This is a genomic window from Streptomyces sp. NPDC007084, assembly GCF_040703595.1.
In the GTDB taxonomy this organism is placed as follows: Bacteria; Actinomycetota; Actinomycetes; order Streptomycetales; family Streptomycetaceae; genus Streptomyces.
On sequence record NZ_JBEYFY010000013.1, the window covers coordinates 105,450 to 118,400 of the forward strand.

At 67.1% G+C, this 12,951-nt stretch carries 11 protein-coding genes and 1 tRNA gene; 8 read left to right on the forward strand and 4 right to left on the reverse strand.

Annotation, left to right across the window (positions count from 1 at the left end):
* Window positions 1-173: 173 nt before the first annotated feature.
* From AB0912_RS14250 to AB0912_RS14265, 4 genes are read left to right on the forward strand one after another with little or no spacing between them, the layout of a single operon-like run.
* Window positions 174-1,106, forward strand: a complete 933-nt coding sequence (locus AB0912_RS14250; RefSeq protein ID WP_366699254.1) for a branched-chain amino acid ABC transporter permease — start codon at window positions 174-176, stop codon at window positions 1,104-1,106.
* 5 nt (window positions 1,107-1,111) lie between these two features.
* On the forward strand, window positions 1,112-2,881 hold the full coding sequence (locus tag AB0912_RS14255; protein WP_366699349.1) for a branched-chain amino acid ABC transporter permease: 1,770 nt from the start codon (window positions 1,112-1,114) through the stop codon (window positions 2,879-2,881).
* Window positions 2,882-2,886: 5 nt separating this feature from the next.
* On the forward strand, window positions 2,887-3,897 hold the full coding sequence (locus tag AB0912_RS14260; RefSeq protein WP_366699256.1) for an ABC transporter ATP-binding protein: 1,011 nt from the start codon (window positions 2,887-2,889) through the stop codon (window positions 3,895-3,897).
* Window positions 3,894-4,610 carry an ABC transporter ATP-binding protein gene (locus tag AB0912_RS14265; RefSeq protein ID WP_366699258.1) on the forward strand — a complete coding sequence of 239 codons (717 nt, stop codon included), beginning with the start codon at window positions 3,894-3,896 and terminating at the stop codon, window positions 4,608-4,610. Before AB0912_RS14260 ends, AB0912_RS14265 begins: the two co-directional genes overlap by 4 nt.
* A gap of 89 nt (window positions 4,611-4,699) precedes the next feature.
* Here the strand turns inward: AB0912_RS14265 and AB0912_RS14270 are convergent, their stop codons facing one another.
* Entirely contained in the window at window positions 4,700-5,356 is a 657-nt protein-coding gene (locus AB0912_RS14270) for a response regulator (protein WP_366699260.1), read from the reverse strand.
* 99 nt (window positions 5,357-5,455) lie between these two features.
* Between AB0912_RS14270 and AB0912_RS14275 the strand changes: the two genes are divergently transcribed.
* Window positions 5,456-5,528: transfer RNA gene (locus AB0912_RS14275), tRNA-Leu, on the forward strand.
* A 107-nt stretch (window positions 5,529-5,635) separates the two neighbouring features.
* Entirely contained in the window at window positions 5,636-6,400 is a 765-nt protein-coding gene (locus AB0912_RS14280; RefSeq protein ID WP_366699262.1) for a helix-turn-helix domain-containing protein, read from the forward strand.
* Between the two features lie 60 nt (window positions 6,401-6,460).
* Here AB0912_RS14280 and pyk read toward each other — a convergent pair whose 3' ends face one another.
* Window positions 6,461-7,897 carry a pyruvate kinase gene (gene pyk / locus AB0912_RS14285; RefSeq protein ID WP_366699264.1) on the reverse strand — a complete coding sequence of 479 codons (1,437 nt, stop codon included), beginning with the start codon at window positions 7,895-7,897 and terminating at the stop codon, window positions 6,461-6,463.
* Window positions 7,898-8,139: 242 nt separating this feature from the next.
* The gene (locus AB0912_RS14290) at window positions 8,140-8,841 is read right to left on the reverse strand and encodes an SIMPL domain-containing protein (protein ID WP_366699266.1); all 702 of its coding nucleotides are present in this window, start codon (window positions 8,839-8,841) and stop codon (window positions 8,140-8,142) included.
* A 138-nt stretch (window positions 8,842-8,979) separates the two neighbouring features.
* Between AB0912_RS14290 and AB0912_RS14295 the strand changes: the two genes are divergently transcribed.
* Window positions 8,980-10,785 (forward strand): 5'-nucleotidase C-terminal domain-containing protein, encoded by a 1,806-nt coding sequence (locus tag AB0912_RS14295; protein WP_366699268.1) that lies wholly within the window; start codon window positions 8,980-8,982, stop codon window positions 10,783-10,785.
* 343 nt (window positions 10,786-11,128) lie between these two features.
* Here the strand turns inward: AB0912_RS14295 and AB0912_RS14300 are convergent, their stop codons facing one another.
* Window positions 11,129-11,980 carry an enoyl-CoA hydratase/isomerase family protein gene (locus AB0912_RS14300; protein WP_366699270.1) on the reverse strand — a complete coding sequence of 284 codons (852 nt, stop codon included), beginning with the start codon at window positions 11,978-11,980 and terminating at the stop codon, window positions 11,129-11,131.
* 42 nt (window positions 11,981-12,022) lie between these two features.
* Between AB0912_RS14300 and AB0912_RS14305 the strand changes: the two genes are divergently transcribed.
* Window positions 12,023-12,430 carry a helix-turn-helix domain-containing protein gene (locus tag AB0912_RS14305; protein WP_366699273.1) on the forward strand — a complete coding sequence of 136 codons (408 nt, stop codon included), beginning with the start codon at window positions 12,023-12,025 and terminating at the stop codon, window positions 12,428-12,430.
* Window positions 12,431-12,951 lie beyond the last annotated feature (521 nt).

A 12,951-nucleotide genomic window follows, 5' to 3' on the forward strand; every position in this document is an offset into this window, starting at 1 on the left:
GGCGGTTCGGCCCCCAGGGCCACGGCCCGGCCGAACCGCCCACCCCGGTCGACACCACCGGGAACAGGCCCCCAGCACCACCCCCGGGCCGCGCGGCCATGACCACACGTCACCGCGCGGCCCGCTCCATACGCCCTGCTCCACCCTCTCCCCACCCACATGGAGGCCATGCGGTGAACACCCTGCCGCAGCAGCTGGCCAACGGGCTGTTCCTCGGCTCGATGTACGGGCTGATCGCCATCGGCTACACGATGGTGTACGGCATCGTCCAGCTCATCAACTTCGCCCACGGCGAGATCTTCATGACCGGCGGCTTCGGCGCACTCACGGTCTACCTCTACGTTCTGCCCAACGGCACATCCATGTGGATAGCCCTCCCAGCGATGCTGATAGGCGGCGGAATCGTCTCCGTCCTCATCGCCGTCGGGGCCGAACGCTTCGCCTACCGACCCCTGCGCGGAGCACCACGCCTCGCCCCGCTCATCACGGCGATCGGCCTCTCCCTCGCCCTCCAGCAGGTCGTCTTCAACCTGTACCCGAACGCCAAGAACGACCTCAAGTTCCCCCAGCTCCCCTTCGGACCCGTCCACATCGGCTCCGTCAGCATCCAGAGCGGCAGCGTCTTCGTCATCATCGCCGCCCCGCTCTGCATGGCCGCCCTCGCGCTGTTCGTCAGCCTCTCCCGCACCGGCCGCGCCATGCAGGCCACCGCGCAGGACCCCGACACCGCACAGCTCATGGGCATCGACACCAACCGCATCATCGTCATCGCCTTCGCCATCGGCGGCTTCTTCGCCGCCGTCGCGGCCGTCGCCTACGGCCTGCGCTACGGCACCGTCAAGTACGACATGGGCTTCCAGATGGGCCTCAAGGCCTTCACCGCCGCCGTCCTCGGCGGCATCGGCAACATCTACGGCGCCATGCTCGGCGGCCTCGTCCTCGGCCTCGCCGAAACCATGGCCACCAGCTACATCGACGGCATCCCCGGCATGCAGCAGCTCGGCGGCGGCGGCTGGTCCTCCGTCTGGGCCTTCGTACTCCTCATCCTCGTACTGCTGTTCAGGCCACAAGGCCTCGTCGGCGAACGCGTCGCGGACAGGGCGTGAGCACCATGGCAACCACCGACACCACCACCCCCCGCGGCCTCATCGCCCTCCCGCAGACCGCCGCCCGCGCCCTCATCGCCACCGGCGCCCTCGCCACCATCGCCAGCACCTTCATGTCCTGGACCTACACGTCCGACTTCCCCGGGGACCTCACCTACTACGGCTCCCCGGCCGGACTCCAGATCCTCGACCTCGTCGCCGGCGCCCTCACCCTCCTCTTCGCCCTGACCCTCTTCGACCTCCGCGGCCTCGGCTGGCTCAACCCGGCACGGGCCACCCAGCCCGTCGTCCTCGCCGCCACCGCCGCGTTCACCGTCAGCTGGTTCAGCGCCATCGCCATCGCCGTCGACCTCAAGGGCCTCGTCGCCCTCGACCCCGGCGCCTACATCGCCGCCATCGGCTCCCTCGTCGCCCTCCTCGGCGCCCTGGCCCTGCCCAAGCCCGGCGACACCTTCAAGGACTACCTCACCAAGTCCGAGGGCATCCCCGCCGCGGCCAAACTCCCCGCCTGGGGCGAACGCCTCGTCATCACCGCCGCCACCGCCCTCGCACTGATCGTCTTCGCCTACGGCGTCGGCGTCGACCCCGACGCAAGCGAAACGTTCCTGGGCTACCTGTTCCTCGTCGTCTTCGGCGCCTGGGCCCTCCTCACCGCCGGACTCTTCGACCGCTTCGCCCAGCTCAACGCCCGCCACAAGGGATTCGCCACCTCCATGGCCTTCCTCGCGGCAGCCCTCTTCCCCTTCGTCGAGAACAACGAGCACAACTCCAACCTCGGCGTCAACATCCTCGTCGTCGCCACCGTCGCCCTCGGCCTCAACATCGTCGTCGGCCTCACCGGACTCCTCGACCTCGGATACGTCGCCTTCCTCGGCGTCGGCGCCTACGCCGCGGCCCTCGTCTCCGGCTCCGAGTTCTCCCGCTTCGCCGGCGTCCAGTTCCCCTTCTGGGCCGCCATGCTCACCGGCATGGCCGCCTCCCTCGTCTTCGGCGTCCTCATCGGCGCCCCCACCCTGCGCCTGCGCGGCGACTACCTCGCCATCGTCACCCTGGGCTTCGGAGAAATCTTCCGCATCGCCGTCAACAACATGGACGGCACCTCCGGCCCCAACATCACCAACGGCCCCAACGGCATCTCCATGATCCCCGACCTCAACATCTTCGGGTTCAACTTCGGAAGCAGCCACGACCTCGGCGGCATCACCCTCGGCCGCTTCGCCAACTACTTCCTCCTGATGCTGCTCATCACCGCCGTCGTCGTCCTCGTCTTCAACCGGGCCGCCGACTCCCGCATCGGCCGCTCCTGGATCGCCATCCGCGAAGACGAGACCGCCGCCACCGCCATGGGCATCAACGGCTTCCGCGTCAAACTCATCGCCTTCGCCCTCGGCGCCTCCCTCGCCGGCCTCGCCGGCACCGTCAGCGCCCACGTCGGCTACAGCGTCAACCCCGCCCCCTACCAGTTCGCCGGCTCCGTCCCGCCGAACTCCGCGTTCCTCCTCGCCGCCGTCGTCCTCGGCGGCATGGGCACCGTCAACGGACCCATCCTCGGCGCCACCCTGCTCTACCTGCTCCCCGAGAAGCTCACCTTCCTCAAGGAGTACCAGCTCCTCGCCTTCGGCATCGCGCTCGTCATCCTCATGCGCTTCCGCCCCGAAGGCATCATCGCCAACCGCCGCCGCCAACTCGAATTCCACGAAGGCGACGACACCATCCACATCCCCGAACAAGGCCTGCCCGACTCCACCGTCGGCGTCACCAAGGCAGGGGCGTAACCACCATGACCACCACCACAGCCCCCAGCCCCGTCCTCGAAGCCACCGGCGTCACCATGCGCTTCGGCGGCCTCACCGCCGTCCGGAACGTCGACCTCACCGTCAACGCCGGAGAAATCGTCGGCCTCATCGGCCCCAACGGCGCGGGCAAGACCACCTTCTTCAACTGCCTCACCGGCCTCTACGTCCCCACCGAGGGCAAAGTCGCCTACAAGGGCACCGTCCTGCCCCCCAAACCCCACCTCGTCACCAGCGCCGGCATCGCCCGCACCTTCCAGAACATCCGGCTCTTCGCCAACATGACCGTCCTGGAAAACGTCCTCGTCGGCCGCCACACCCGCACCAAAGAAGGACTCTGGTCCGCCATCCTCCGCGGCCCCGGCTTCCGCAAAGCGGAAGCCGCCTCCCGCGAACGCGCCATGGAACTGCTGGAGTTCATCGGCCTCGCCCACAAAGCCGACCACCTCTCCCGCAACCTCCCCTACGGCGAACAGCGCAAGCTCGAAATCGCCCGCGCCATGGCCAGCGAACCCGGACTCCTCCTCCTCGACGAGCCCACCGCCGGCATGAACCCCCAGGAAACCCGCGCCACCGAAGAACTCGTCTTCGCCATCCGCGACCGCGGCATCGCCGTCCTCGTCATCGAGCACGACATGCGCTTCATCTTCAACCTCAGCGACCGCGTCGCCTGCCTCGTCCAAGGCGAAAAACTCGTCGAAGGCACCTCCGACGTCGTCCAGGGCGACGAACGCGTCATCGCCGCCTACCTCGGCACCCCCTTCGAAGGCGCCCCCGGCGCCGAAGAACTCGCCGAAGTCGAAGCAGCCGAAGCCGCCGGCACCACCCCCGCCCCGGCCGCCACCCCGGCCACCGCGGCCCCGGAAACCCCGGCCGCCGCGGCCCCGGAAACCCCGGCCACGGACACCCCCGCCACCCACACCGCGGAGGACACCCAGCCCACCGGCGACACCGACGCGCACGGCAGCAGCACCAGCAAGGAAGGAAACGCCCCGTGACCGCACTGCTAGAGGTCGAAGACCTCAAGGTCGCCTACGGCAAGATCGAAGCCGTCAAGGGCATCTCCTTCACCGTCGAAGCCGGCCAGATCGTCACCCTCATCGGAACCAACGGCGCCGGCAAAACCACCACCCTGCGCACCCTCTCCGGGCTCCTCAAGCCCAGCGGAGGCCGCATCACCTTCGACGGCAAACCCCTCAGCAACGTCCCCGCCCACAAAATCGTCGCCCTCGGACTCGCCCACTCCCCCGAGGGACGCCACATCTTCCCCCGCCTCACCATCGCGGAAAACCTCCAGCTCGGAGCCTTCCTCCGCACCGACAAAGCGGGCATCGAAAAAGACATCCAGCGCGCCTACGACCTCTTCCCCATCCTCGGAGAACGCCGCAAACAAGCCGCCGGCACCCTCTCCGGCGGTGAACAGCAAATGCTCGCCATGGGCCGCGCCCTCATGTCCCAGCCCAAACTCCTCATGCTCGACGAACCCTCCATGGGCCTCTCGCCGATCATGATGCAGAAGATCCTCGCCACCATCGCCGAACTCAAGGCATCCGGCACCACCATCCTCCTCGTCGAACAGAACGCCCAGGCGGCGCTCTCCCTCGCCGACCAGGGACACGTCATGGAAGTCGGCAACATCGTCCTCTCCGGCACCGGACAGGACCTCCTCCACGACGAGTCCGTCCGCAAGGCCTACCTCGGCGAAGACTGACCCACCCGGCCCAGGCCGCACACACAGAGGCCCGCACCCCTCAGGGGTGCGGGCCTCTGCGCAAGCTCCACGACAACTCCGAACCGCGGCTAACCCTTCGACGCCTTCTTCTCCGCGGCATCCTGGATAACCGCCTCCGCGACCTGCTGCATCGACATACGACGGTCCATCGACGTCTTCTGAATCCACCGGAACGCCGCCGGCTCCGTCAGCCCGTACTCCGTCTGCAACACCGACTTCGCACGATCCACCAGCTTCCGCGTCTCCAGCCGCAGACTCAGATCCGCGACCTCCTGCTCCAGCTGCTTCAGCTCCGCGAACCGCGACACCGCCATCTCGATCGCCGGCACCACATCACTCTTGCTGAACGGCTTCACCAGATACGCCATCGCACCCGCGTCCCGCGCCCGCTCCACCAGGTCGCGCTGCGAGAACGCCGTCAGCATCAGCACCGGCGCGATCGACTCCTCGGCGATCTTCTCCGCCGCCGAGATACCGTCCAGCTTCGGCATCTTCACATCGAGGATCACCAGATCCGGCTTGTGCTCACGGGCCAGCTCGACGGCCTGCTCACCGTCACCCGCCTCACCGACGACGGTGTAGCCCTCCTCTTCGAGCATCTCCTTCAGATCGAGACGGATCAGCGCCTCGTCCTCGGCGATGACGACACGGGTCGTCAGCGGAGGCACGTGCGACTTGTCGTCGTCGGGCGCGTCTACGGGCTGGGGCGACTCGGGGGCGGTCACGGGGGCTCCTCGTTCAGGGCGGGACTGCTGACAAGAGCCTACCTAGCTGCGGTAAGGTAAGGGCACGGCGGGTGATCGCCATCCTCTGTTTCAGAGGGAGCCCCGGTAGCCCAGCGGTAGAGGCCATGGATTCAAAACCCATACAGCGTCGGTTCGAATCCGACTCGGGGCACTTTTCCTTGGATGTCAAGGTTGCTACACGACAAGCGGATGTTCCCATTCCGGTGAACATCCGCTTTTTGCCGCGTGCCGTCCATGCCGTATACGCAGAGTGGCCACATGTACGACATGGGTACACGCAAGCGAGCGCTGGCACTGGTCGCGCAGGGGCGCAGTCTCAATTCGGTCAGCAAGGAGACCGGCGTCTCGCGAGCCGCCATCCGTTCGTGGCAGTCACGTATTGAGCCCCTGAGCGGTGACCGCTCACGACCCTGCCCCCGGTGTCGCGCAACCCCAGAACCCCCGGATGATCTGGCGGCGTACGCCTACCTGCTGGGCCTCTATCTGGGAGACGGCTACGTCAGCGCCTTCCGGCGGGGTGTCTATCTCCTGCGCATCGCATGTGCCGATGCCTGGCCGGGGCTGATAGAGGCTTGCGCGGAGGCCGTGCAACTGCTGCGTCCCGACAACAAGGTCTTGCGGGTCCAGAGCCAGGGCTGCCAGTACGTCACCTGCTTCAGCAAGCACTGGCCATGCCTGTTCCCTCAGCACGGCCCCGGCAAGAAGCACGAGCGCAAGATCGCCCTGGAGCCCTGGCAGCGGAGCATCGTCGATGCTCACCCCTGGGACTTCGTCCGAGGGCTGATCCACTCCGACGGCTGCCGGATCACCAACTGGACGACGCGGCTGGTCGGCGGTGAGCGGAAGCGCTACGAGTATCCGCGGTACTTCTTCACCAACAGGTCGCCCGACATCTTGCGCCTCTTCACTGACACCCTCGATGCCCTGGGCGTCGACTGGAAGCAGCCGAACTCGCGCAACATCTCCATTGCCCGCAAGGCCTCGGTAGCCCTCATGGACGCCCACGTCGGCCCCAAATACTGACCCCGCGACGGAGAAGGGCCCCTCTGGCGGCTCGGAGGGGCCCGGTGGGGTGGAGGGGCGCTACTTGGGGGTGTCGTCCTCGCCGATGTGGTGGACGCGGACGAGGTTGGTGGAGCCGGAGACGCCGGGCGGGGAGCCGGCGGTGATCACGACGATGTCGCCCTTGGCGCAGCGGCCGTACTTGAGGAGGAGTTCGTCGACCTGGTCGACCATGGCGTCGGTGGAGTCGACGTGGGGGCCGAGGAAGGTTTCGACGCCCCAGGTGAGGTTGAGCTGGGAGCGGGTGGCGGGGGTGGGGGTGAAGGCGAGGAGGGGGATGGGTGAGCGGTAGCGGGAGAGGCGTCGGACGGTGTCGCCGGACTGGGTGAAGGCGACGAGGAATTTGGCGCCGAGGAAGTCGCCCATTTCGGCGGCGGCGCGGGCGACGGCTCCGCCTTGGGTGCGGGGTTTGTTGCGGTCGGTGAGGGGTGGGAGGCCTTTGGCGAGGATGTCTTCTTCGGCGGCTTCGACGATGCGGCCCATGGTCTTGACGGTTTCGATGGGGTATTTGCCGACGCTGGTTTCGCCGGAGAGCATGACGGCGTCGGTGCCGTCGATGACGGCGTTGGCGACGTCGGATGCCTCGGCGCGGGTGGGGCGGGAGTTGTCGATCATCGAGTCGAGCATCTGGGTGGCGACGATGACGGGTTTGGCGTTGCGTTTGGCGAGTTTGATGGCGCGTTTTTGGACGATGGGGACTTGTTCGAGGGGCATTTCGACGCCGAGGTCGCCGCGGGCGACCATGATGCCGTCGAAGGCGGCGACGATGTCGTCGATGTTGTCGACGGCCTGGGGTTTTTCGATTTTGGCGATGACGGGGAGGCGGCGGCCTTCTTCGTCCATGATGCGGTGAACGTCTTCGATGTCGCGTCCGGTGCGGACGAAGGAGAGGGCGATGATGTCGCAGCCGGCGCGGAGGGCCCAGCGGAGGTCTGCTTCGTCTTTGTCGGAGAGGGCGGGGACGGAGACGGCGACGCCGGGGAGGTTGAGGCCTTTGTGGTCGGAGACCATGCCGCCTTCGATGACGGTGGTGTGGACGCGGGGGCCGTCGACGGTGGTGACTTCGAGGGTGACTTTGCCGTCGTCGACGAGGATGCGTTCACCGGGTGTGACGTCGGTGGCGAGTCCGTCGTAGGTGGTGCCGCAGGTCTGGCGGTCGCCTTGGGTGTTTTCCTCGACGGTGATGGTGAAGGTGTCTCCGCGTTCAAGGAGTACGGGGCCTTCGGTGAAGCGGCCGAGTCGGATCTTCGGGCCTTGAAGGTCGGCGAGGATTCCGACGCTGCGGCCGGTTTCGTCGGAGGCCTTTCGGACGCGCTGGTAGCGCTCCTCGTGTTCGGCGTGGGTGCCGTGGCTGAGGTTGAGGCGGGCTACGTCCATTCCGGCGTCGACCAGGGCTTTGATCTGGTCGTATGAGTCGGTGGCGGGGCCCAGGGTGCAGACGATTTTTGCTCGGCGCATGGTTCGAGCCTAGGCCTTACCGGTGGGTAGGGAATTGGTCGCGCGTGACTACTCAACAACCTTTGCGTGAAGGGCTATTGACAACTGTTGAATTGTGCGTGGGGGCGCTCTGATGAGCGGTTTCGGGGTGTGGGGGCGGGGTGGGGTGGCGGTTTCCGTACGGTCGTTCGGCGGTGGTGGGTGGCTGCGGTGGCGGCGGGGTGGATGCGGGCGGTGACGGTGTGTGTTGTGCGGGGTGTGGGTCAGAGGCGGGGTGGGGCCATCGTGAAGCGGGCGGTGACCTGGGCGTGGAGGTGTTGGCGTTGGGGTTCGAGGTCGAGGGGTGCGGGTTCGTCGTCGGTGGGGGCGGTGCTGAAGGCGGCGCGGCGGAAGCGGGCGCCTTGGGGTGTGGGGTACTGGTCGTCGGTGCCGGTGTCGGTGAGTTCGAGGAGGGCGGTGAGGGTGGTGCCGAGGGCTTCGGCGTATTCGTGGGCGCGGCGGAGGGCTTCGTGGACGGCTTGCCGGCGGGCTGTGGCGTGGGCGGGTGAGTCGGGGCGGAGGTCCCAGGTGGGGCCGTCGACGCGGGTGAGTTCGAGGTCGGCGAGGGCGGTGGTGAGTTCGCCGAGGGTGGTGAAGTCGGCGAGTTCGGCGGTGATGTGGACGTGGCCGAGGTAGGCGCGGACGCGTTCGGTGCGGCCGTGTCGGCCGAGTTCGGGGGTGATGGAGAAGTGGCCGGTTTCGATGTGTTCGACGGCGGTGCCGTGGGTTTTGAGGAGGTCGAGGGCGAGGGTGTTGCGGTGGGTGAGGTCGGCGAGGGTGTGGCGGCGGTCGGTGCCGCGGGCGGTGATGGTGATGCCGATGCGGGCGATGTCGGGTTCGACGTCGAGGTGGGCTTCGCCGCGGACGGTGAGGCGGGGGTTGTCGGGGGTGGCGTGGGGGGTGGTGGTGTCGGTGGTGGGGGTCATGTGTCCCACTCTGTCACCGGGGTGCGGGGTGGGTGGTGTCTGCGGGTCATCGGATGGAAACCTTCCGGGTCTGTTGCGGGGGCGGTTGTTGGGCCAGAATCTACGCGCGTTGTTGGCCCTTCCCGAGGAGTTCCGGACATGCCGTTGAACCGTCGTAAGTTCCTGAAGAAGTCCGCTGTGACGGGTGCGGGGGTGGCGCTGGCGGGTGCGGTCGGCGCGCCTGTGGCGCAGGCTGGGGAGGCGAGGAAGGGGCATCGGCCGGTGCGGCGTTACGCGTTGACGGTGATGGGGACGACGGACCTGCACGGGCATGTCTTCAACTGGGACTACTTCAAGGACGCGGAGTACGCGGACGCGGCGGGGAACGCGCAGGGTCTGGCGCGGATCTCGACGTTGGTGAACGCGGTCCGTAGGGAGAGGGGCCGGGAGAACACGCTGCTGCTGGACGCGGGTGACACGATCCAGGGCACGCCGTTGACGTATTACTACGCGAAGGTGGACCCGATCACCGCGAAGGGTGGTCCGGTGCATCCGATGGCCCAGGCGATGAACGCGATCGGCTATGACGCGGTGGCGCTGGGGAACCACGAGTTCAACTACGGCATCGAGACGCTGCGGAAGTTCGAGTCGCAGTGCCGCTTCCCGCTGTTGGGTGCGAACGCGCTGGACGCGAAGACGTTGAAGCCGGCGTTTCCTCCGTACTTCATCAAGAACTTCCGCGTTCATGGTGCGCCGCCGGTGAGGGTGGCGGTGCTGGGGTTGACGAATCCGGGGATCGCGATCTGGGACAAGGCGTATGTGCAGGGGAAGTTGACGTTCCCGGGGCTTGAGGAGCAGGCGGCGAAGTGGGTGCCGAAGCTGCGGTCGATGGGTGCGGACGTGGTGGTGGTGTCGGCGCATTCGGGTGCGTCGGGGACGTCGTCGTACGGTGATCAGGTGCCGTACGTGGAGAATTCGGCGGCGTTGGTGGCGCAGCAGGTGCCGGGGATCGACGCGATTCTGGTGGGTCACGCGCATGTGGAGATCCCGGAGTTGAGGGTGACGAACTCGGTGTCGGGGAAGCCGGTGGTGTTGTCGGAGCCGTTGGCGTTCGCGGAGCGGATGTCGGTGTTCGACTTCGAGCTGGTCTTCGAGCGGGGCCGGTGGCAGGTGGAGTCGGTGGCGGCGTCGGTGCGGAACACGAACGCGGTGGCGGACGACCCGAGGATCGTGCGGTTGTTGAAGGACGAGCACGAGGTGGTTGTGGCGTATGTGAATCAGGTGGTGGGGTCGGCGACGGAGACGTTGACGACGGTGGAGGCGCGGTACAAGGACGCGCCGATCATCGACCTGATCACGAAGGTGCAGGAGGATGTGGTGCGGGCGGCGTTGGCGGGGACGGAGTACGCGTCGTTGCCGGTGCTGGCGCAGGCGTCGCCGTTCTCGCGGACGTCGCAGATTCCGGCGGGGGATGTGACGATCCGGGATCTGTCGAGTCTGTACGTGTACGACAACACGCTGGTGGCGAAGGTGTTGACGGGTGCTCAGGTGCGGGCGTATCTGGAGTATTCGGCGAACTATTTCGTGCGGACGCCAGTGGGTGCGGTGGTGGATCCGGAGAAGCTGACGAACGCGAACGACCGGCCGGACTACAACTACGACTATGTGTCGGGGCTGCGGTACGACATCGACATCGCGCAGGCGGAGGGTTCGCGGATCAGGAACCTGACCTACGGGGGTGCGCCGGTGGAGGATGGCCAGCGGTTCGTGTTCGCGGTGAACAACTACCGGGCGAACGGGGGCGGGGCGTTCCCGTTCGTGGCGCAGGCGCCGGAGGTGTGGTCGGAGTCGACGGAGATCCGGACGCGGATCGCGGAGTGGGTGACGGCGAGGGGTGCGCTGGATCCGAAAAAGTTCGCGTCGGTGGACTGGAAGTTGACGCGTGAGGGGACGCCGGTGTTCTAGTACTGCAACGGTGCTTGCAGTACTGGTAGGCAGTGCGTTTCTGTGACGGGCCAGGGTGAAGCGGCGTCCGCGGTAACTTCGTGGACGCCGCTTCGGTTCCGGTCAAGAGGGCGGGCGACGACGCGTGTCTGTCCGGCGCATTGTCACCCGATACGCGGGGGGGGGGGGCTGGTTGCCGTGTGACGGCGTGTTCGGCTGGACTGCTCCGCTGGTCTAGAGACCGAGTCTGCCCCCTCAGGTGGGGCCGCTTCACGGAGTTGGAGCCGGACCGTACGGTCATTTCGACCGAGTTACAAACGCACTGCGGACAACTTCTGCACTCCGCCCACCGCAGCGCGGATCGTCACGAATGTTGGACGAGGTTCGCCCGCAGTACCTCTTCGAGGTTCAGCTCCACCTCGCGCGTGTGAACCCCGGCCGCGAGTGCCGCCCGGGCAAGCTCTCCAGACGCTGGGGTGAACGTTTCGCCAAGCAGGCGGTCTTCTGCGCGCAGGGCATCCTCTAGCGTGCCGTCGGCCGCGTCGATTGCTTTGGTGGCTGCGGCGCGGACACCGTCGGGCAGAGTCGCGATGGTCAGTGCGACCCACTCAACATATTCGTCCAGGTCTGCTGCAGGCAGAGCTCGGTTCACCCATCCCCAGCGCTCGGCAGTCGCCGCGTCGACGAGCCCGCCTGTCAGCACGATTTCGAGAGCGCGAGCACGACCCACGAGGCGGGGTAGGTGGGCAGTTGCACCGGCTCCAGGGACGATGCCGGTCAGTGTCTCGAACTGGCCGAACGCCGCAGTCTCGAGGGCCGCGAATCGTAGATCCAGGCTGGAGAGCAGCTCCGATCCACCGCCACGGGCGAGTCCCGCGACTTTGGCGATGGTGGTCTGAGGCAGACGCCGCCAGCGTTCGTGAAGCCGCATCATCGGGCCCGTCCCGACAAGCGTCTCCTCCGCGATCGGGAGAGCGGCGTATGTCACGGGGTCCTCCACGAATGACAGGTCGCCGTGCGCCAAGAAGAACTCCGGATTGGCGCTCTGGACCACGATGACGTGCAGGTCGGGATCGTTCTCTGCCGATGCAGCGACGGCGTCCAGGTCGAGCATGAGCTGGGCCGTCATCAGGTTGACGGGCGGAACATCGATCGAGACCCACAGCACTCCGTCCTGGCGCTCGACATGGAGGCTGGCCAGGGACTGTTCGGTCATGAGATTCCTTTGAGTTGAAGGTATCTCTGGTATACCTGGCGCATGGAAGGCACTTCAAGGAAACCTGGTATCCCCGAAGATCGGGCTGGCCGCGAGACCATCGTCGGCCCGCAGCGCGAGCTCCTGGATCAGCTGCTGGACAAATGGGGTCAACTGCTGCTGGCCGCGTTGTGCCGGCAGCCGCGACGCTTCAACGAACTCAAGAAAGAGCTCGACGGGGTTACTCAAAAATCGCTGACGCAGGCACTGCGACGGTTGGAACGCAACGGCCTCGTCGAGCGCCAGGTGCTGACGCAGCGCCCCCTTACTGTGGAGTACCGGATCACACCACTGGGTCGCACGCTTGAGGAGCCTTTCCTGATCCTGCACGCCTGGACGGCCGATCACCTCGCCGAGGTCGAACGGCACAGGGAGGCATATGACGAGGCAGCCAGCGCCACCCGCACCTAGGCCGGCTGACTCCACCCGACGGCCTGCCCTGACCGGTCACACTCGGGCCCGGCCGGCCTGCGGTACCGCGGGAGCATGAGCGCACCAGGACTCCCGGCCGAGCACGGCGACTGACCCCGGGCCAGGGCGGGGACAATCCGCAACTGTTCCCGCTGCTCGACCAGGTCAGAGTCGGTCGTGACGGGCCTGGTCGGCCCCGCGAACGCCCAGAGCGGGTGCCGGCCGACAACGCCTGCTCCCATCCCTCGCCCCGGGCGGCGCTGCGCCGGCGCGGGATCGGGTTTTTTCCCCCGGAGGACCGACCAGATCGCGCGGCGCGCTCCGAAGGGTTCTCGTGGCGGGCGGCCACCGGCCTTCGACCCGGTGCTCTACGCGGGCCGCAGCATCGCCGAACGCTGCCTTCAACCGGCTCAAACAGTTCCGGGCGCCGTCCACCCGTTACACCAAGCGAGTCGCCTACTACTGATCAGAGATCGTCATCGCGGCCATCGTGTTGTGGCTGTGTGCCGACTTACAGGACA